Genomic DNA, 20,517 nt, shown 5'->3' with positions numbered 1-20,517 from the left:
GTCGAGTATTAAATCACCAACTGTGGAAAATAGTGATGAATTTAAAGCTTACATTTGCTGCTATGTTAATTGTACCGATGATGTTGACTGCTTGTGCTAAGAAAGATGAAGCATCTCAAGCGGGGCAAGAATCAGCTGCATCTACTGCTGTTTCTGAAAAAGTAACGCCTGAGCAACAAGCAGCAATTGATGCGATTGATAAGCCAGTTCTAGATGAAAAGAATACAGATGTGGTTGAAGGTAGTGCGCCAAGTGAGGCTGCTGCTTCAGAAACACATTAATTTGTTGTTTTTTGTTAAAAAATCCCTGCAAATGCAGGGATTTTTTTTGAAATACTGTGATTTGTTGCTGAATTGAAATAAATGACAGGGTAGAATAAGCCGCACTACCTGGGAGGATATTATGGCACTCATTTCAATGCGCCAGCTCTTGGATCACGCTGCTGAACATAACTACGGCGTACCAGCATTTAACGTAAATAACTTAGAACAAATGCGTGCAATTATGCTTGCCGCGGATGCAACCAATTCACCTGTAATTGTTCAAGCATCAGCTGGAGCTCGCAAATATGCAGGCGCTCCATTCTTACGCCATCTTATTTTGGCTGCAATTGAAGAATGGCCGCATATTCCAGTGGTAATGCATCAAGACCATGGAACAAGCCCTGATATCTGTCAGCGTTCAATTCAGCTTGGCTTTAGTTCCGTAATGATGGACGGTTCATTAGGTACAGATGGTAAAACACCTACTTCTTACGAATACAACGTTGATGTAACTCGTAATGTTGTTGCTTTAGCACATGCATGTGGTGTTTCTGTCGAAGGTGAGATTGGCTGTTTAGGTAGCCTTGAAACTGGTATGGCTGGCGAAGAAGACGGTGTTGGTGCTGAAGGTGTCCTTGATCACTCACAACTTCTTACTTCTGTTGAAGAAGCGACTCAGTTTGTTGCCGATACTAATGTAGATGCATTGGCGATTGCTGTAGGTACTTCACATGGTGCTTACAAATTCACTCGTCCACCTACAGGTGATATCTTGGCAATTGACCGCATTAAAGAAATTCATGCGGCATTACCAAATACTCATCTTGTTATGCATGGTTCAAGTTCTGTGCCGCAAGAGTGGTTGAAAGTAATCAATGAGTTTGGCGGTGATATTAAAGAGACTTATGGTGTACCTGTTGAACAGCTTGTAGAAGCAATTAAACATGGTGTGCGTAAGATCAATATCGATACAGACTTACGCTTAGCATCTACTGGTGCAATTCGTCAGTTTATGGCTGAAAACCCAGCTGAATTCGATCCACGTAGATACTTTGCTAAAACTGTAGATTCAATGAAGCAAATTTGTATTGATCGTTATGAAGCGTTTGGTACAGCTGGAAATGCTGACAAGATTCGCCCGATTTCTTTAGAGAAAATGGTTGATCGCTATAAATAATTCCCGTTAGGGTTTAATTTATAGAAACCGGTTATTTATATAACCGGTTTTTTATTATGTAAATTTCATGCATAAAAAACCTGTGGCAAACACAGGTTTTGATGAAGCGAAAAAGACTTACTTTTGTAAGTTCTTTTTGTCTAGACTTGGATCTTTGATTTCTACATATGCATTTGCACGTACTTCACGTAACCAGCTATCAATTTCAGTGTTGAATTGGCGTTCACCTAAAATTTGACGTGCCATACGCTCTTGATATTCATGCGTCATATCTTTTTCACGTTTATCCGTTACTTGTAAGATATGCCAGCCGAACTGAGTTTGGAAAGGTTCGCTAATTTCACCTACAGGAATTTCCTGCATTTTTTTATCAAATTCAGGAACCATCATTCCAGGTGTTACCCAACCCAAACTTCCCCCATCACGTGCTGAACCTGTGTCATTTGAATAGGTTGCTGCAAGTGTTGCAAAATCTTGACCAGCTTTTAAGCGTTTATAGATGTTATCAATAATTTGCTTAGCATTCTCAAGAGTCACTACTTCAGATGGCTGAATGAGAATGTGGCGGGTTTGAAATTGAGGTACTAAAGCTTTTTGCTCATTTTGTTTACGTTCAAGAAGCTTTAAAACATGTACGCCATCACGTACTGAAACTAAGTCAGTCGTTTGACCATCTTGTAATGGTGTAATACGAGCCGCAAGTTCAGCAGGAATATCAGACAGTGGGCGGAAACCCATATCAGCACCTTCAACTTTTACATTTGCAGTTGAAAGTTTTTTCAAAGCATTTATATCATTACTTTGCGCAAGCTTTGAACGCACTTCTTGAGCTACAGATTGAACTTCTTGTGCATTGTCACCAGAAATGCGCATATGAATCACATGTGCTTGATTACCTAACGCAGCTTGTCCCTGAGGTGATTTTAAGAAGTTTTCTACATCTTGATCACTAATTTTAATACGAGACATCACTTGTTGTTGGCGCAAACGGCTAATCGCTAAATCCTCAGCGATTCGGCCACGTAAACTTTCATAAGTTCCTGGTGCCATAGCATCCAACTTTTGCTGGAAAGCTTCTAAACTTTTAGAGCCAGATTGACCTGCTACTTTAAGTACAGCTTCATTTAAGCTCTTTTCATCAGGTTTAATGCCATATTTTTTAACTTGTTCAAGTTGTGCCTCACGCAAAATTAATTGATCTAATACCTGAAACTGTAAGTATTGCTGAGGTGGCACTTCTTTCTTTTGAGCTTGCAGTTCATGAGCTGCTTCAGCCATACCTTGTTGAAGATCGCTTTTTAAAATTACGCTATTGTCCACAATTGCCACAACTTCATCAGCGGGTTGGGCAAAACTATGCATTGATGAAGAGATTAGGGCAGCAAGTGTAGTTGCTTTAAAAAACTGTTTAAGATGCTTTGTCTTCATTAACGTTGTGTCCAAGATTGATTAATTTTGTTAAAACCTAAAACGCGATTTTCAAGTAAAGACGCGAGTTTATTGTTTAAACCACCTAAACCTTTTAGTGTAATTTCGGCCATGATCGCGCGCTTTTCACTAACATCTGGAGATTTTGGATCGTCTAGATCGTTATAGTATGAACGGCCATAGACAGAAATACCCCAGCAACATGACTCATAGTTAACTCCTAGCAAGAGTTCACGGGCAACATCATTGTCCATGTCATATTGTACGTGGCCCATAATACGCCAATTGTCTTTAATTGGTTGTATAAACGATGCAACAACTTGGTCATAAGTATCTTGACGACCAGGAATATCATTACGATAGAAATAGCCTAAGTTATATAGATTTCCTTTATCACCTGTATAGTAAAGTTGGAAGTCACGTTGAGCATTGTCACCATTTGACATCCAAGCTGAGTTGGCAGCAATGGTAAAGTTTTGGTTAAGCTGGCTTGATAGGCTCACAACAGGGCCTGTGTTGCGTTCAGTATCAATTTCATCTTGTTGTCGTTGTAAGGTAACACGACGGTCTTCGAAATAGTAACTTTGACCTACACTTGCCCGTAAACGTTCTAAACCTACTGTGTCAAAGAGGCTATAACTTACACCCAATGATAAAAAGTTATTGTCTTCTAGGCGGTCATGACCATAAAAACGGTAAGGGTTAAATAATTGATCATAACTTACTGATGCAGTGGTTGAGTCAAAGTTAGGATAACCATCTTGATTTTTGTATGGCGCGTAAGCGTAGAAAGCACGTGGTGTAAGTGTTTGTAAGTACTTACCATCACGTTCAAAGTTCAGTCCAGTGTCTAACGTGAATTGAGGTACAACGACTGATTTATTTTCGGAACCACCATCTAGATTTTGAGATGCGATACTGTCCTTATCATAAAACGTTTGAATAGAACGTACAGAGACTTCAGGAATCACAAAAGCTGCTGGTGTACGGTAGTTATAACGCGTTGCGAACTGGTTATAAATACGTGTACCACTACTTTCTTGAGCAGAATCATCATTAATTGATTTCTTAAAGTAAGCAGTGTCATTATTAAATTCGTATTGTAGTCCTAGTGGATTACCAGTGACGTAATTTAATAAGAATTGCGGTAAACGGGCATATGGTTTATCTGCATCTGCAACTTCAGGATCAAGTGTCTGGAAATCTTCGACCTTAAGCTGTGCTTTTAAACCTGGAATACCATGTTGATAATTAAGTTCCCAAGCTCTACGTAAGTTAAGATCTGTTTTAGAGTTAGGACTGCTATCTAAGTCAGAGAAGTAATCTTTATCTGATGCATAGTTATATTCGAGGTTAGTAGACCACTGATCGTTGATATCCCAATTATGTAAAAAATGGAAATCTTTACGATCTTTGTCATCATAACCTTTGTCAGATGGCAAGATGCCACCCCACATTTCCCCAGCACCAAAGCCATTAGTTAAATATCTAAATTCACCTTTTAGCATTGCACCGCGGTCTGCTAAATATCGCGGAGTAAGTGTCAAATCATAGTTAGGTGCAAGGTTTAGATAAACCGGAACAGAAAGCTCAACACCGCCATCGTTTGAGAAACCAAATTGTGGGTTGAGAATACCTGTAGTACGGCGGTCGTCAATCGGGAAGTTAAAATAGGGAACAGCTAGAACAGGAACGTCCTTAATATATAATTTTGTTCCACGTGTTACGCCGCGTCCAGTTTCCTGATTTAACTCAATTTTATTGGCTTGGATTTTCCAACCAGGTTTTTGGCCTGGTGGGCAAGTGGTATAGGTTGCATCATTAAGAACCATAACGTTTGGTGAGGTTCTTTCGATTTTTCCTGCATGACCATGGGCATGTTGCTGTTCAGAAATATAAAAACTATTGTCTAAATTCCCGGTTTGGGTTTTTAGGTTGTAATTAATTTCATCACTCTGTGAAAGTAACCCGCCTTGAGCTAACTGTACTCGACCTTGTGCATGCGCAAAGGTTTGGGTCTTATCAATCGTTACTTTGTCAGCACGAACCGTGCGTCCTTCCTGATCAATAACGACATCACCTTCTAAAACAGAATCACCCGCTGGATTGTAATGTCCGTAGTTAGCCGTAACGACAGAAGTCGCTTTGTCGGCATCTAAAGCTTTGGTCTCAGGGTTAATCGGTGTAACCCATGTGCCTTGGCAAAATGCCGAGCTTAAATATTTATTGTCACGAAGCTGAGCTTCAGGTGCAGATTTATCAACATAATATTGCTGAAAGAATTCTTGACCTGGGTAAGCTTCCTTGATGCTCGCTTTAAGTTGATTATTGTCTATATTGGAGACAACATCAGTTGACTCAGCATAACTTGATTGTATGGAGCCACATAAGAGCGTAAAAATAGCTGTCGCTAAAGGATTAAATTTAAACTGATGCTTCATTGTCTCATTAACCAAGTATGCTAATTCACAATTAATTATTGTCGCATCATAGAGAAAAAGTTTATAAGTGGCTACACTTAACCCTTCAAAAATCTCAGCTTGTTTTAGATTTTATTGCAAATGAATACACAACGTGAACAATTGATATATACATGGCTTACATCTGTTCTTGAAAATGATCAATTTAAGATCGCTTTTTTAGCAGGTGATGCAAGCTTCCGCCGTTATGCGCGTATCGAGTTACAAAATAAAACGTATATGCTCATGGATGCCCCTCCAGAAAAAGAAGACTGTGTTCCGTTTGTGACCATTGACGAGTTTTTTGCGAGCCATGGCGTACGTGTGCCTCAGATCGTCGCGAAAGATCTGGCTCAAGGTTTTCTATTGTTAGAAGACTTTGGTGATGTGCTTTTGTCGACATTATTAACTAATGAAACTGTTGATAAATACTACGAACAAAGTTTTAAACAACTTATTCAATTGCAGTCTATTGACGGGACTAATCAGTTCCCAGCTTATTCTTACGAAAAATTAATGTCGGAAATGCATCTACTCACAGACTGGATGTTACCGTCGCTTTCTATTCAGCCGACTGCTGAACAGAAAAAAACGATTGATAATGCATTTGACTTCTTGGCTCATGCTGCATTAGCCCAACCACAAGTTATTGTACATCGAGATTTTCATAGTCGAAATTTGATGAAAATTACCGATGAGCAAGAATTAGGGGTAATCGACTTCCAAGATGCTGTTATTGGCGCTGATACATATGATCTAATTTCGATTACTCGTGATGCATATGTTCAATGGAACGCTGATCGTGTTTATCAATGGTTTAAAGTGTTTTATGACTTGTTGCCAGCGTCGACTAAACAAAACCGTAGCTTTGATCAATTTAAACGTGACGCAGATTTAATGGCGATCCAACGCCATATTAAAATTTTAGGCATTTTTGTTCGCTTATTTGAACGTGATGGTAAGTCTGGTTATTTGAAGGATTTACCCCGTGTCATGTGGTATTTGCTTGAAGAAAGCTGTGGTTATGCTGAGCTTGAAGAGTTTATGGCATTTATAAATAATATCGTGATGCCTAAATTTATCGAGAAATATGGTAGCTATGAGGTAGCAGCATAATGAAAGCAATGATTCTTGCTGCTGGCTTGGGCAATCGTATGCGTCCACTTACGCTATATACACCAAAGCCTTTGCTCGAGGTAGGCGGTAAGCCCCTTATTGTGTGGCATATTGAAAAACTTAAGAAAATTGGTGTGACTGAAATAGTCATCAATTCTGCATGGTTGGCCGACAAACTTATCAGTAGTTTAGGTGATGGCTCTCAATTTGGTGTGGATATCCGTTGGACACGAGAGGATGAAGGGCTAGAAACAGCTGGTGGAATTATTAATGCTTTACCACTGCTTGGAACAGATCCTTTTATTCTTGTGAATGGGGATGTATGGACCACAATGGATTTTGAAGGTCTGCGCCATATTAAGCTAAATGATGATTTGGCACATCTTGTGTTAGTTGATAATCCTAAACAGCATCCTGAAGGCGACTTTACATTATTGGATGGGCGCGCTTTTACATTCGATCAAGATGTGACGGGCGAAAACCTCACTTTTAGCGGTCTATCAGTTATTCATCCTAAACTTTTTGACGGATTGGAAGCGGGTAAGCGTCCTTTAGCTCCACTATTGAAGCAAGCGATGCATAATCAGAAAATATCTGGTGAAAAGCTTAAAGGTGCATGGGTAGATGTGGGAACGCCTGAGCGTTTAATGGAGCTAGATTTGCAAATTCGTGAAGGCTTCTACGATTAAGTGTGTAATCCCTAATCGTTAACTAGTGTTCCACGATGCATAAATGGGTATACTTTGTTTTAAATTTTACTTAGATGTTATCTGTTTATGCATCCGTTTTTTCAAGAGTTACAACAGGGTAGTCAAAAATTAGGTTTATCGCTTAGCGATGAAGCTTTGACATTATTGTTGAAGTATCAAGATGCTTTGGTACTTTGGAACAAAGCTTATAATCTAACAGCGATTCGTGATCCGAAAGAAATGTTAGTGAAGCATTTGTTAGATAGCCTAAGTATTTTGAAAGATTTGCCAACAGGCCGTTTGCTTGATGTTGGTACAGGTGGTGGTATGCCGGGCATGATCATTGCTTTATGTCAGCCGGAACGCTCATGTGTATTACTTGATTCAAATGGTAAGAAAATTCGTTTTTTGAAACAGTTTATTGCTGACCTTAAGTTAAAAAACGTAGTAGCCGTGCAAACACGTGTTGAAAATCAAGATACAATTGATGAGCTTGGTCAATTTGATGTGATTACAAGTCGCGCTTTTGCTTCTTTAACGGATTTTGTGGATGCAGCTCAGCCATACTTGCATCAAAGCAGTATAATTGCAGCAATGAAAGGAGTTGTGCCAGTTGAGGAAATTGAGCAACTTAAGCAGGACTTTTCATGTAAAGTGATTGAGCTGCGCGTACCAAGACTTGATGAACAACGTCATTTACTTTTACTTCAACGTATTTAAATAAAAAGTATTAGGGTTACCATGGCTCAAATTATTGCGATTGCAAACCAAAAGGGTGGTGTTGGTAAAACAACGACTGCAGTAAATCTTGCAGCGTCTCTAGCTGTATTAAAGAAACGTGTATTACTTGTAGATATGGATTCACAAGGTAATGCTACGATGGGGTCTGGTATTCAAAAGAACGATCTTTTGTATTCCATTACGGATGTTCTACTTGGTGAAGTACCAATTGAAACGGCCATTCAAAAAGCAGAAGTTGGATATAAAGTTTTAGGGTCTAATCGTGAACTTTCCGGTGTTGAGCTTGCTATTGCAGAACAAGAGGGCCGTGAATTCATTCTAAAAAATGCTTTGAATGAAATCCGAAACTCATTTGATTTTATCATTGTGGATTGTGCGCCAAGCTTGAGTTTGATTACTGTCAATGCTTTGGCAGCTGTAGATAGTGTAATCATTCCAATGCAATGCGAATATTATGCGCTAGAAGGTTTAGCTGATTTAACCCAGACTATAGATCGTATTCAAAAGGCATTAAATCCTGATTTAGAGATTATTGGTGTATTACGTACAATGTACGATGCACGAAATGCTTTAACACGCGATGTATCTGCTGAGTTAGAACAGTATTTCGGTAAAAAACTTTATGATACTGTCGTTCCGCGTAATGTTCGCTTAGCAGAAGCGCCGGCGCATGGTTTGCCTGTTATCTATTTTGAGAAAAGTTCTAAAGGTGCAGTTGCATACTTAAATCTTGCAGCTGAGATGTTGAAGAAAAGTAAAGTAAAGAAAGGAAGTAAAGTATGAGCATCAAAAAACGCGGATTGGCTAAAGGACGTGGTTTAGATGCATTACTTGGTTCAATTCAAAAAGAAAAATTACAGCTGGAAGCACAGGCACTTGACCACGGACAGTTGAAACAAATTGATGTAAATTTATTGAAACGTGGTGAATATCAACCACGTCGCTTTATTCATGAGCATGATTTGCAAGAGTTAGCATCTTCTATTGAAAAACATGGAGTGATGCAACCTATTGTAATTCGTCCAGTTGATGATGAAGCACATCCATACGAAATCATTGCGGGTGAACGACGCTGGCGTGCAGCGCAACTTGCGGGTTTAACTGAAATTCCTGCAATTGTTCGTGATTTAAATGATCAGGTTGCCATTGCATTAGCACTTATTGAGAATATTCAGCGTCAAGATTTAAATCCGATTGATCAGGCTATAGCCTTGCAGCGTTTTCATGATGAATTCGGTTTGAGCCATCAAGAAATTGCTGACACAGTAGGGAAAGCACGTACTACCGTAAGTAATTTACTTCGTTTGTTGAGTTTGGCGGATGAAATTAAAGATTTCATGCAGCAAGGCCAGCTTGATATGGGGCATGCTCGAGCTATCTTGACGTTAAAGGGTAAAGATCAATTAGACGTTGCTAAAATCGTAATTGAAAAAGGACTATCTGTTCGTCAAACAGAGCAATTGGTGCGTGATAGAAGTGAGCCTAAGCAGGAGAAGGAAAAAGCACCTGTAGCACCTGATATTGAACAATTGACACAAAAATTATCAGAGCGTTTTGGCGCTAATGTGAAAATTGATCATAATCAAAAAGGTAAGGGTAAGCTTGTTATTCATTACCATACCTTAGATGAGTTAGATGGCATTTTAAATATTTGTTTGCCTGATTAATTTGCATTTGGGTCATATATTTCTAATTTTATATTCTTGGGGAAGAAGATATGTGGGAACTTGTGAGAGCGGGTGGCTGGTTGATGCTGCCTTTAATTCTATGCTCAATTTTAACTGTTGCGATCAGCATTGAACGTTTTGTTCGGTTAAGACGTTCACAAGTTCTACCCAAAGCATTAATTGATGATAGTTCGTTAAGAACTGAAGATATTGTGGAAAATTTGGAACAAAATGTAGAAGTGCAAAACAGCGCATTGGCTCACATTTTAAAAGCAGGTTTTGATCATCGTGAGCATGGTGAGCAATTTGCACGTGCGCAAATGGAAGTAGCCGCTTCTCAAGAAATTTCTTATTTAGAGAAAAATATTAATTTCTTGGGGACTTTGAGTGCTGTGGCGCCTTTATTAGGGCTGCTTGGTACAGTAGTCGGGATTATTGAGTCATTCCTTGTGATTGATTTTGGATCGGCAGGTAGTCCAAGTTTAATGATTCCAGGTATTTCTAAAGCGCTTATTACTACAGCTGTGGGAATGTTAATTGCGATTCCGGCTTTAGTTGCTTATCGCTATTTCCAAAGATTAGTACAAGATTATATTGCTGAACTAGAGCAGCAATCGAATTTATTTCATGCCTCATTGTTCTATAAACGTTCCTCGTCTATAGCAGAAAATCGTCATGTTGGGTGATGGGTGAATAGCCAGATGAAATTTAAACGTTCTCAGGTTGAAGACATTCATATCAATTTAACGCCTATGATTGACTGTTTGTTGTTCATTTTGGTTTTTTTATTACTATCGACTACTTTTAATCAGCCAAGTCGCCTCAATTTAACGTTACCAGATGCACAAGGTGTTCCACCAAAACAGTACGATCAAAAAATTGAAGTCGTGGTAGACTCTTCTGGTCATTATGCTGTAAATGGTCAGGCACTTTCGTCTAAAGAGGTTGCTGATCTGAGTACTGCGATTAAGCAAGTTGCTCAAGAGCGCCGTGATTTTATGTTCATCATTGCTGCGGATGCCAAAGCGTCTCATCAGGATGTAATTCGCGTTATGGATGTAGCAGGACAACTCGGTTTTGTTAACATCAATATTAGTACCAAAGTTCCTTCTAGAGGTTTTTCTGAGTGAATCAAGATTTTAAGGTTTATATACGTCTCATAGCCTATTTAAAACCTTATTGGGGCGTGGCCTTATTAGTTCTTATCGGGTTCGGTATTAACTCAGCAACAGAAGTTTCTGTTGCTAAACTGATTAAATTTATTATTGATGCAATCCAAAGTAGTAGTAGAGCTGATTTGGATTGGTTCCCCTTATTAATTATTTTATTGGTTTTTTTCCGCGGTTTAGGCCTTTTTATGGGAGGGTACTATACTGCGGTAATTTCACGTAGTTTGGTTTTTAGTATTCGCCAAGAAGTTTATGCCAAACTTTTAAGATTACCGGCACAATATTATTTAGATAATTCATCTGGCCATATTACTGCCAAGATTATGTATAACGTTGAGCAGCTAACGGCAGCCTCTTCTGAGTCATTAAGAACCATTGTTAGAGATGGTATGATTACTCTCGGATTATTGGGTTACCTGTTTTATACCAATTGGCGTCTTACTCTGTGTATTTTTGTGTTTTTACCCGTAATTGGTGTATTGGTACGTAAAGCTTCAAAACGTATGCGAAAGCTATCGTTGCAGGTTCAAGATACGATGGGTGATGTAAATCACGTTGTCCAAGAGAGTATCAATGGTAATGCTGTAGTAAAAACTTTTGCTGGCGAAGAGTCTGAACAAGAACGATTTTATAAGTCATCGGAAGAAAACTTAAAACGTGGTTTAAAAATGGTAATTGTACAAAACCTGAATAGCCCGGTGGTTCAGGTAGTGATGGCTTGTGCGATGGCCCTTATTGTATGGTTAGCTTTACGACCGCAGATTTTAGGTAATACAAGTGCTGGTGAGTTCGTAGCTTATATTACAGCTGCTGGTTTATTAGCAAAACCAGTAAAAAATCTGACTGATGTTAACGAAAAGTTACAACGTGGTTTGGCGGCAGCTCATTCTGTTTTTGAACTATTAGATTTGCCTGAAGAGCAAAATAACGGTCAGTTGAAACCTAAATTAAATGGTGCGATTCGTTTTGATCATGTGGCATTAAATTATGCTGATGGCGTAAAGGCTATTAAAGATTTTTCTTTAGATATTCTCCCTGGTCAAACCGTAGCTTTAGTTGGTCGTTCAGGCGCTGGTAAGAGTTCATTGGTTAATATGTTAGTTCGTTTCCAAGAACTATCAAGTGGGCAAATTTACTTAGATGGTTTACCAATTAATGACATCGATCTTTCTTGTCTGCGTACACAAATCGCAATGGTAAATCAGCAGGTTGTATTATTTAACCGTACCGTTCGTGAGAACATTGCGTATGGTCAATTGCAGGGTGCCTCAGATGAGGAAATTCATGCTGCTGCAAAAGCTGCATATGCACATGACTTCATTATGAATTTACCAAATGGTTATGATACTGTTTTAGGGGCACAGGGCCTAAACTTATCTGGTGGTCAACGTCAGCGAATTGCTATTGCTCGAGCAATTTTAAAGAATGCTCCAATATTAATTTTAGATGAAGCTACAAGCGCTCTTGATAATGAATCTGAACATTTCATTCAGCAAGCATTTGATGAAGCAATGCAAGACCGCACTACCATTGTGATTGCTCACCGTTTATCAACAATTGAGAATGCTGACTGTATTGTAGTGATGGATCAAGGACAAATTGTTGAACAAGGTACTCATCAAGAACTCCTCGCAAAACATGGTGCTTATTATCAATTACATCAGCGTAATTTCGAGGATAACTAAGCATGTCATTAGCCCAGCTGATCCAGAATGCATGGAATAAACAATCGAGTTGGTTGATTGCTTTACGTCCATTGTCTTGTTTGTATCGGGCTGGGTTTTTATTAAATCGTAATCTTTATAATTCAGGTTTTAAGCAAATTTATAAAGCGCCCGTACCTGTGATGGTTATAGGTAATATCACAGTAGGTGGAAGCGGAAAAACTCCGTTGCTAATACAACTGGTGAATTATCTACAGCAGCATAATGTAAAAGTAGGGGTAATTAGTCGGGGATATGGGGGTAATGGTCCTTTTCCACTGCTGGTTACCTCGGGCGGCCAAGTAGCTCAAGCTGGGGATGAGCCAGCATTAATTGTTCAGGCTACAAGTGTACCAATGGCAGTAGGTCCTAATAGGCAGGCCGCAATAGAGTTATTGCTTGAGTCATCAGAAATAGATTTGATTATTAGTGATGATGGGTTGCAGCATTGGGCATTAGATCGACAGATCGAGTGGATTGTACTGGATCAAAATCGTGGTTTAGGGAATAAAAAACTATTACCTGAAGGTTATCTGCGAGAGCCTGTTGAACGTTTAGAAACTGGAACAGTGATTGAGCATACTCATAAACCTGCTACAGAATTAAACATGTATCTCGAGACAGGACAGCCATATTTACTTAACCCTTTATCTAATTCTAAAACAAGCTTTAATCTTGAGAATAATTATCATGCTGTAGTTGGTATTGGTTTTCCTCAACGGTTTTATCAAACACTCAAAGATCTAGGGGTGAAGCAATTCCAAGAGCATGCATTTCGCGATCATCATGATTACACAATCAATGATTTAATTTTTAATGACGAGCTGCCACTTATTACAACTGAAAAAGATGCAGTTAAACTATTACCATTACTTGAAAAACATCCTGAATTTAAACAATCTATTTGGGTAGTTCCTGTTAAAGCTGTCCTGTCTACACAGTGTTATCAGGTTTTAAAAATGCAATTGCAAGAACTTGATATTCAATTATCTTAGGAAGAAAAAATGAAACACATCATCATTCCAGCACGCTTCTCAAGTTCGCGTTTGCCAGGTAAACCATTGTTGCTTATTCATAACCGTCCTATGATTTTACGTGTAGTGGATCAGGCAAAAAAAGTGGAAGGTTTTGATGATTTGTGCGTGGCAACAGATGACGAACGTATTGCTGAGATCTGCCGTGCAGATGGAATTGATGTAGTTCTTACCAGCGCTGATCATCCTTCGGGTACAGACCGTTTAAGTGAGGTGGCTCGCATTAAGGGTTGGGATACAGACGATATTATTGTAAATGTTCAAGGTGATGAACCTTTATTGCCAGCTCAACTTGTTCAGCAAGTTGCAAAACTTTTGGTTGATAAACCAAATTGTTCAATGTCGACGTTGTGTGAGCCGATTCATACTTTAGATGAGTTCCAGCGTGACAGTATTGTGAAAGTAGTCATGTCTAAACAAAATGAAGCCTTATATTTTAGTCGGGCTACCATTCCTTATGATCGAGATGGGGCTAAGCATGATGAACCGACTTTACATTCACAAGCATTTCGTCATTTAGGTTTATATGCTTATCGAGTGAACTTATTACAAGAATACGTAACATGGGATATGGGGAAGCTTGAAAAGTTGGAGAGCCTTGAACAATTACGTGTTTTGGAAAATGGTCATCGAATTGCAATTGCTGTAGCCGAAGCCAATTTACCACCAGGTGTGGACACTCAAGCTGATCTTGATCGCTTAAATAGTATGCCTGTTGAATCTTTTGAATAAGCGTTAATTTTTAATGAATCCGAATGTAACTTCAAAGGTTTATCCTTGGCAGCAAACAACATGGGACACCTTGACAACAAGGTTTCCCAATATTGGACATGGTCTCTTATTTTACGGCAAGCAAGGTTGTGGAAAACATGCTTTTGCTAAGCAGTTTTTGGCATGGGTACTTTGTTTAAATAAGCAGCCGCAGGGCCCTTGTGGTGAATGTAGTAGTTGCCAATGGTTAAAATCAGACACTCATCCCAATTATGTTCATATCACAACGGATGAAGAAAATAAAAAACAGAATGCAAAAATTAAAATAGAAAAGATCCGTGACTTACTACCTTTCGTACAACAAACGGGAGAAGGTTGGCGCGTTATTGTGATTGAGCCTGCAGATGCACTTAATTTGGCATCTTCAAATGCTTTGCTAAAGACTTTAGAAGAACCAGGCGAGCGTGTTGTTTTAATTTTATTAGCTGATCACTATCTTAAACTACCGGCCACTATTCGTAGCCGATTGCAACATTTCGCTTTAGATCGTATTTCATATGAGCAAGCTACTTCTTATTTGAATGAGCATTTATCTGAACTTGCGGAAGTGCAGCCCGATTTACTGCTTGGCTTATCTAATGATATGCCTTTACAAGCAATAGAAATTGCTCAAAGTGACTGGTTTGCGAAAAGGCAAGTTTTCTTAAATGATTGGCTTAAAATTGTTGCTCAAAAAAATATGCCTTTATTTTTCTCAGGCAAATGGCAAAAAGAATTAAGTTTTAATGATTTTATAATGCTTTTTGAATACTTGTTGGGTGATTTAATTTGTGTCAAGCTAACCCAACCACAGAAAAATACTGATTTAGATTTTGATCAGTTAAGCCCATATTATGATTTAGAAAGCTTATTTAATATTTATAGTGAATTACAGCAAGCAAAAAAGCTTGTTGAACAAAATGTACAAAGCCAACTTATTATTGATCAATTATTTATAACGTTAATGAATATTTAAGGGGAAAACTATGCAGCCGCAAATGGGGGGGATTATTCAGGTAAATATTCCTGATAAAGCTACTTTGCAAGCAAGCTATATGGGATATGTGCAAGGTGGGGGCCTATTCGTACCATCAAAACAAAAGGTAAAGATGGGACAAGAAATTTTCATTTTAGCGACTTTGCCTGAGCAGTCTCAAAAAATTCCTCTAACAGGTAAGGTAATCTGGATCTCCCATAAGCAAAGTGGATTTAAACCTCAAGGTTTTGCTATTCAGTTAAGCGGAGATAAGGGAATTTACTATAAAACAGAGGCAGAACGAGTTTTGGCTGGTAGTATGTCTCTAGATCGTCCAAGTTATACGATGTAATTAAATAGGAAAGAAAAGTGTTTGTTGATACGCATTGCCATTTAACGATGTTAGATTTAACGCCTTATAACGGTGATCTGGACCTTGCGCTTGCAGCGGCGCGAGCAGAAGGAGTGTCTAAGTTTATGGCAATTTCCGTTGATCTCGATGACCATATTGCACTATCTGAGATTACAAAGAAACATGCAGATGTTGGTTATACGGTAGGTGTACACCCTTGTGAGGATGTGGACACAATGGCACGTGCAACAACTGAATATTTGGTTGAATTGGCTCAATCAGAAAAAGTATGGGCTTTAGGTGAAACTGGACTGGACTATTATCACAGTACAGATTTTATTGAAGAGCAAAAAGCATGTTTTGCAAGACATATCCAAGCTTCAAAAATTGTAAAAAAACCAGTTGTCGTTCATACCCGATCAGCAAAGCATGATACGGTAGATATTATCCGTGCTGAACACTCAACACATGGGATTCTGCATTGTTTTACTGAAGATTGGGAAACTGCTAAAGCTGTGCTTGATTGTGGTTATTACATTTCTTTTTCAGGTATTGTGTCATTTAAGAATGCACAGGATTTGCGCGATGTAGCTAAACAGGTCCCACTAGATCGCCTTTTAATTGAAACAGATAGCCCGTATTTAGCACCTGTCCCATATCGTGGTAAAACAAATGAACCAAAATATGTGCCTTATGTAGCCAAAGCGCTCAGTGATGTATATGATAAATCGGTTGAGGAAATTGCAATGATCACCTCACAAAATTTTGAGAACTTGCTAAAAGCGATTTAGGTTATAGAAACTATATAAGAGAGTAATTGCGTGAAGATGGATCGTCAGGCTCAGTTCCGAGCAAGAGAAGTATTAATATTTCAGGTTGCGGAACAATTATTGCTAGAAAATGGCGAAGCCGGAATGACACTTGATGTCTTGGCTGCTGAGCTTGATTTAGCAAAAGGAACTTTGTACAAACACTTTCAAAGTAAAGATGAGTTGTACATGCTGTTGATTATTCGTAATGAGCGTATGTTACTTGAAATGGTTCAAGATACTGAAAAAGCCTTTCCAGAGCATTTAGCCTTTTTCATGTTGCATCATTTACATCATCCTGAACGAACAGTTTTATTTCATCAAATTGAAGAAAAACTCTCAATCACTGCTCAAGGCGTTCATCATCTTTTTCATGAACTTTATCAAGTGCGTAAACAGAGATTGCGAATTATCATTCGGATGACAGACCATTACCTGGAATCTATTCAAAGCAATATGCCTACACGAGATTATCTTGCTTCTATTTGGTCATTAACTCATGGTGCAGCAGCTATTCTCAATTCAAGTTTTTATCAACGATATTTAGGTTCAAGAGACACTTTAAGAGTGGCTTATATTGATCAGGCTTTAGCCTTACCTAAACAAGCTATTGAGCAATATGCTTAGGTCGATATGAAATCTCAATCACCACTTAAATCCCAAAAAGGTTTTACTCTCATAGAAGTGATGGTGGTGATTGTTATTATGACGATTATGACCTCTCTAGTTGTACTCAACATAGGTGGGGTTGACCAAAAGAAAGCGATGCAAGCAAGAGAGTTATTTTTGCTTGATATGCATAAGATTGGTAAAGAGTCGCTTGATCAGTCTCGTGTTTTAGCTTTATCTACTCTCAGTGAAACAGATGTTTCACCATTTTCTTATGAATTGTATGAGTATCACGATCAGAGTAAATTACAGGTCCAAGATTTAAAAAATCGCTGGCAGAAATATTCTGAGTTTAATACACGTCAGTTGCCTAAACATGTATCGTTTACAATACAACCTTTAGATGAGCAAAACTATTCAAAAGCTACGAATACCGATTTAATTGGAGGGCAGGCTCCCCAGTTAATCTGGTTCGGTAACGGTGAAGCTAAAACTGTGAAAATACAGTTTTACTTTGAACAAAAACCAATTGGTTCAGAAATACAAATTGATCATTTGGGTAAAATAAATGAAATCTAAAGGTTTTACTCTATTAGAAGTAATGGTTGCTTTAGCAATTTTTGCAGTAGCGGCTGTCGCGTTAACTAAAGTAGCCATGCAATATACTCAATCTACCTCAAATGCAATTCTTAGAACAAAAGCTCAGTTTGTGGCAATGAATGAAGTTGCTTTAATGGAGATAAATCAGGAATGGCTTGAAGGTACTCAAAGTAAGCAAATTACTTCTCAAGGCGAAACTTGGCAGATTGACAAATCTGCACAATCAACAATTAGCCCGAATGTTCAGAAAGTAGATTTACAAATTAGCTTATATGATTCAGATAAGGGCAAAGTTCAAAATGGTATTACTCACTTGGTATTTTTTAATTATCCAATGAAAGCAAAATAATGATAAAGAATAAAAGTTTTCGCTCTCCAGGCCCAGCTTCCCGTCTTGCGGCACGATCAGAGCAGATGATGAGGGGTTACTCCGAGCAAAGCTCTTCGTCTTGCACTCAGACAAAGCATTGCTTTAAAGACTCTCACACTCGAAACATAGTTTCTCATCTTGCGACACGATCGAGCAGTGCTCGATTAACTCGTGCCTCAGGATTTACTTTAGTTGAGCTTTTAGTTGCGATTGCAATTTTTGCTATTTTATCTTTGTTGGGTTGGAAGGTTTTTGATTATTTACTAAAAGTCCGTGATCGTAATACTCAACATGAAGTGCAGCTATTTGAATTACAAGATGCTTATCAACAAGTTTTGCGTGATACATTGCAAATTATACCTTTATCAGCCAATCAAGGCGGGCAATTACGTCCAGCTTTAGAGATTGATAATCAAGTTCTCCGCTTTAGTAAGGCAGGTGTTACTGATCCATTAAAGCAAGGATTATCATCTTTTGAGCGTATCGAATATCGATATGATCCTGATCAAAAAAAGCTTTATCGCCTTAAATATAGTAACTTAAATACTTCAAATAGAGAGCAACCCTTATCAAGTACGCTGTTGAGCCAAGTTGAACAATTTCAAATTATGGTTTTGACACCTCAAGAAGTAACAAAGTGGCCTGAAGTTAATATTGACCCTACAAAACCTGATGAATTTAGGAAGTTGCCAAAAGGAATAAAAATGCAACTCACGGTTGCAGGTGTAAGTTATGAGTGGATTTATAGCTTAAACCAAGGTGACTTATTGCTCTCCAAACAGGGAGGTCAATAAATGTTACTCTATAAAAAAAATCAGCAAGGTGTAGCGTTACTCACAATTTTGATAATGGTTGCTTTGGCTACAATTTTAGCTGCCTCTATCGCAAAGCATCAAACTAATACGATGGAAAATACGGGTTATTTGATGCGTCAAAATCAGTCATTACTCTATGCAAAAAGTGCAGAAGCTTTTTTTTCTGAATTATTAATTCAAGATGCAAATAATGCTGGTGGTATCGATCATTTAAAGGAAAGTTGGGCTCAGCCAATGCCACCTTTCCCAATAGAAGATGGAGCCGTATCGGGGCGCTTACTAGATGAGTCAGGAAAATTTAATCTAAACAATTTAACGACCAATGAAGGCAAGATAAACGAAGCTGCTAAAAATTGGTTTGAGCGATTGCTTGTGCGTGTAGGATTGCCAGCAGAGTTAAGTCAAGCAGTTATTGATTGGCAAGATCCAGATGACGAACCATCTGGACCTATGGGGGCAGAAAGTAATTATTATGAAGGACTTGACCCTGGCTATTTAGCTTCAAATGCTAAATTTCATCGTATAGAAGAGTTGAAATTGGTAAGAGGTTTTGAAGGCAAGAAATATGATTTAATTGCACCATACATTTCTGCATTACCTGAAAATACAAAAGTGAATATTAATACCGCATCACCATTAATATTAGCGAGTATTGATCAAAAATTAGATTTAGGGACTATAGAAAAAGAACTTCAATTACGCCAAAAGAATTTAAAGTTCTTTCAAAATATTGATGAATTATGGCAATTGAGTGCTTTTTCAGCAGTTGATGCGCAAAAGAAAACTGAAGTTAGTAGTCTTTTAGATGTGAAGTCGAACTTTTTTCAAGCACAAATTGAGGTTGTGTTGAATAATAGGAAAAGACAGTTTACAAGTGCCTTAATGCGCAGTGATAAGCAGGTTTATGTATATTCTAGAAAAATGGCACCTTTTAACTAATTGAAAATTTATGATTTATTTACTTTGGATGTTTTTTGAAGTTTGTAATTATAAATTTTTCTCAAGTTAAACGTTAAAGTAAATATAAACTGTCTATATGTGTATATTCGATATTTCTTCATCAGTCTTATCATACTTTTTGCTAATTGTTTCTAATTGAAAAGTGATGCGAAATTTTCGTCTTTTGCTTTATAATAATGTTCTTAGAAGGAATGATCGATTTGGCACATGTTAATTCGTAAGTTATTTAAGTTTGAAAATGCACATGTTGTACGTAACTGTACATCGGATCGTTGTAAGCGATCAATTCATGGACATAGCTATAAAGTTGAGTTATTGCTTAAAGCTTCGAAATTAGATCATGGGCAAATGGTTTATGATTTTGGACTCCTAAAAGGAGTAATAAAAGACTTATTCGATAGCTTTGATCACGCAATTTGTTTTTGGGAAAAAGATGATTCTCAATATATTGATGCATGTCAGACTTTTAGTGCTCGTTGGATTTCTTTACCTGTTTCACCGTCGGCTGAACAGTTTTCACGTATTTTCTTTTATCTAGCTCAGCAAGTTTTACAATCAACAGTCACTCAAAATGGGGAAGGTGATGTTGAAGTATATTCTGTTATTGTTCATGAGACTGATACTGGATATGCTCAAAGCTTTATTGAAGATATTCAAAACGAACAAATGGGTATTTTAAGTCTTGATGGAATTGTTTTTTCAGAACAAATTCAGATAGAGTGGGCAAATCCACAAATGTATGAAGACTTGAAAAAAGGGATTAAATTTAATAATCCTCAAGTTGATTTGCAAGTCGAAGTATAAATCGAATTACTTATTTTATTTGTAGA

The 20,517-nt window shown here is 38.0% G+C and carries 23 protein-coding genes; 21 read left to right on the top strand and 2 right to left on the bottom strand.

Annotated elements, in window-relative coordinates; translation table 11 throughout:
* Nucleotides 1-35: 35 nt before the first annotated feature.
* Both ACTJJH_RS03660 and fba read left to right on the top strand, forming a co-directional pair.
* Nucleotides 36-281 carry a hypothetical protein gene (locus tag ACTJJH_RS03660; protein WP_002121463.1) on the top strand — a complete coding sequence of 82 codons (246 nt, stop codon included), beginning with the start codon at nucleotides 36-38 and terminating at the stop codon, nucleotides 279-281.
* Nucleotides 282-402: 121 nt separating this feature from the next.
* Complete coding sequence (fba, locus tag ACTJJH_RS03655) at nucleotides 403-1,440, top strand: class II fructose-bisphosphate aldolase (RefSeq protein WP_440600754.1); 1,038 nt, start codon at nucleotides 403-405, stop codon at nucleotides 1,438-1,440.
* A 117-nt stretch (nucleotides 1,441-1,557) separates the two neighbouring features.
* On the opposite strand, the gene ACTJJH_RS03650 is transcribed toward fba, so the two are convergent.
* Together ACTJJH_RS03650 and ACTJJH_RS03645 are read right to left on the bottom strand one after the other, a co-directional pair.
* Entirely contained in the window at nucleotides 1,558-2,868 is a 1,311-nt protein-coding gene (locus tag ACTJJH_RS03650) for a peptidylprolyl isomerase (RefSeq protein WP_017482279.1), read from the bottom strand.
* A complete protein-coding gene (locus ACTJJH_RS03645) occupies nucleotides 2,868-5,309 on the bottom strand; it encodes an LPS-assembly protein LptD (RefSeq protein ID WP_440600753.1) in 2,442 nt (813 codons plus the stop codon). Before ACTJJH_RS03645 ends, ACTJJH_RS03650 begins: the two co-directional genes overlap by 1 nt.
* Before the next feature lie 120 nt (nucleotides 5,310-5,429).
* Between ACTJJH_RS03645 and ACTJJH_RS03640 the strand changes: the two genes are divergently transcribed.
* The 19 genes from ACTJJH_RS03640 to ACTJJH_RS03550 all read left to right on the top strand — a co-directional run bounded on the left by ACTJJH_RS03640 (nucleotide 5,430) and on the right by ACTJJH_RS03550 (nucleotide 20,491).
* On the top strand, nucleotides 5,430-6,443 hold the full coding sequence (locus ACTJJH_RS03640; protein WP_068566146.1) for an aminoglycoside phosphotransferase family protein: 1,014 nt from the start codon (nucleotides 5,430-5,432) through the stop codon (nucleotides 6,441-6,443).
* Entirely contained in the window at nucleotides 6,443-7,132 is a 690-nt protein-coding gene (gene murU / locus ACTJJH_RS03635) for an N-acetylmuramate alpha-1-phosphate uridylyltransferase MurU (protein WP_002121402.1), read from the top strand. The genes ACTJJH_RS03640 and murU overlap by 1 nt, the downstream gene beginning before the upstream one ends.
* Nucleotides 7,133-7,219: 87 nt before the next feature.
* Entirely contained in the window at nucleotides 7,220-7,852 is a 633-nt protein-coding gene (gene rsmG / locus ACTJJH_RS03630; RefSeq protein WP_002121443.1) for a 16S rRNA (guanine(527)-N(7))-methyltransferase RsmG, read from the top strand.
* 21 nt (nucleotides 7,853-7,873) lie between these two features.
* On the top strand, nucleotides 7,874-8,656 hold the full coding sequence (locus ACTJJH_RS03625) for a ParA family protein (protein ID WP_002121458.1): 783 nt from the start codon (nucleotides 7,874-7,876) through the stop codon (nucleotides 8,654-8,656).
* Entirely contained in the window at nucleotides 8,653-9,540 is an 888-nt protein-coding gene (locus ACTJJH_RS03620) for a ParB/RepB/Spo0J family partition protein (RefSeq protein ID WP_017399496.1), read from the top strand. The genes ACTJJH_RS03625 and ACTJJH_RS03620 overlap by 4 nt, the downstream gene beginning before the upstream one ends.
* Before the next feature lie 50 nt (nucleotides 9,541-9,590).
* Nucleotides 9,591-10,226 carry a MotA/TolQ/ExbB proton channel family protein gene (locus tag ACTJJH_RS03615; protein WP_126645190.1) on the top strand — a complete coding sequence of 212 codons (636 nt, stop codon included), beginning with the start codon at nucleotides 9,591-9,593 and terminating at the stop codon, nucleotides 10,224-10,226.
* A gap of 15 nt (nucleotides 10,227-10,241) precedes the next feature.
* Complete coding sequence (locus ACTJJH_RS03610; RefSeq protein ID WP_320124021.1) at nucleotides 10,242-10,670, top strand: ExbD/TolR family protein; 429 nt, start codon at nucleotides 10,242-10,244, stop codon at nucleotides 10,668-10,670.
* Nucleotides 10,667-12,394: a lipid A export permease/ATP-binding protein MsbA gene (gene msbA, locus ACTJJH_RS03605; RefSeq protein WP_320124020.1), complete on the top strand. Its 1,728-nt coding sequence runs from the start codon at nucleotides 10,667-10,669 to the stop codon at nucleotides 12,392-12,394. The genes ACTJJH_RS03610 and msbA overlap by 4 nt, the downstream gene beginning before the upstream one ends.
* A gap of 2 nt (nucleotides 12,395-12,396) precedes the next feature.
* Nucleotides 12,397-13,407: a tetraacyldisaccharide 4'-kinase gene (gene lpxK, locus ACTJJH_RS03600; RefSeq protein WP_440600752.1), complete on the top strand. Its 1,011-nt coding sequence runs from the start codon at nucleotides 12,397-12,399 to the stop codon at nucleotides 13,405-13,407.
* 9 nt (nucleotides 13,408-13,416) lie between these two features.
* The gene (gene kdsB / locus ACTJJH_RS03595; protein WP_440600751.1) at nucleotides 13,417-14,178 is read left to right on the top strand and encodes a 3-deoxy-manno-octulosonate cytidylyltransferase; all 762 of its coding nucleotides are present in this window, start codon (nucleotides 13,417-13,419) and stop codon (nucleotides 14,176-14,178) included.
* A gap of 13 nt (nucleotides 14,179-14,191) precedes the next feature.
* The gene (locus tag ACTJJH_RS03590) at nucleotides 14,192-15,172 is read left to right on the top strand and encodes a DNA polymerase III subunit delta' (protein WP_440600750.1); all 981 of its coding nucleotides are present in this window, start codon (nucleotides 14,192-14,194) and stop codon (nucleotides 15,170-15,172) included.
* 10 nt (nucleotides 15,173-15,182) lie between these two features.
* Complete coding sequence (locus ACTJJH_RS03585; RefSeq protein WP_002121335.1) at nucleotides 15,183-15,524, top strand: PilZ domain-containing protein; 342 nt, start codon at nucleotides 15,183-15,185, stop codon at nucleotides 15,522-15,524.
* Nucleotides 15,525-15,541: 17 nt separating this feature from the next.
* On the top strand, nucleotides 15,542-16,315 hold the full coding sequence (locus ACTJJH_RS03580; protein ID WP_069140376.1) for a TatD family hydrolase: 774 nt from the start codon (nucleotides 15,542-15,544) through the stop codon (nucleotides 16,313-16,315).
* Nucleotides 16,316-16,351: 36 nt separating this feature from the next.
* Complete coding sequence (locus ACTJJH_RS03575) at nucleotides 16,352-16,960, top strand: TetR/AcrR family transcriptional regulator (protein WP_057085321.1); 609 nt, start codon at nucleotides 16,352-16,354, stop codon at nucleotides 16,958-16,960.
* A gap of 6 nt (nucleotides 16,961-16,966) precedes the next feature.
* Nucleotides 16,967-17,521 carry a type II secretion system protein gene (locus ACTJJH_RS03570; protein ID WP_002121405.1) on the top strand — a complete coding sequence of 185 codons (555 nt, stop codon included), beginning with the start codon at nucleotides 16,967-16,969 and terminating at the stop codon, nucleotides 17,519-17,521.
* Nucleotides 17,511-17,891: a type II secretion system minor pseudopilin GspI gene (gene gspI, locus ACTJJH_RS03565; protein WP_017482272.1), complete on the top strand. Its 381-nt coding sequence runs from the start codon at nucleotides 17,511-17,513 to the stop codon at nucleotides 17,889-17,891. The genes ACTJJH_RS03570 and gspI overlap by 11 nt, the downstream gene beginning before the upstream one ends.
* A complete protein-coding gene (gspJ, locus tag ACTJJH_RS03560) occupies nucleotides 17,891-18,706 on the top strand; it encodes a type II secretion system minor pseudopilin GspJ (protein WP_440600749.1) in 816 nt (271 codons plus the stop codon). The genes gspI and gspJ overlap by 1 nt, the downstream gene beginning before the upstream one ends.
* Nucleotides 18,707-19,666 (top strand): type II secretion system minor pseudopilin GspK, encoded by a 960-nt coding sequence (gene gspK / locus ACTJJH_RS03555; protein WP_440600748.1) that lies wholly within the window; start codon nucleotides 18,707-18,709, stop codon nucleotides 19,664-19,666.
* 228 nt (nucleotides 19,667-19,894) lie between these two features.
* Nucleotides 19,895-20,491: a 6-pyruvoyl trahydropterin synthase family protein gene (locus ACTJJH_RS03550; protein ID WP_002121363.1), complete on the top strand. Its 597-nt coding sequence runs from the start codon at nucleotides 19,895-19,897 to the stop codon at nucleotides 20,489-20,491.
* Nucleotides 20,492-20,517 lie beyond the last annotated feature (26 nt).

The sequence above is a fragment of the Acinetobacter sp. 22301 genome (assembly GCF_052045285.1).
GTDB classification, from domain to species: Bacteria; Pseudomonadota; Gammaproteobacteria; order Pseudomonadales; family Moraxellaceae; genus Acinetobacter; species Acinetobacter pittii.
Note: the sequence above shows the minus strand (reverse complement) of the source record. Positions and strands in the feature narration are given on the sequence as shown.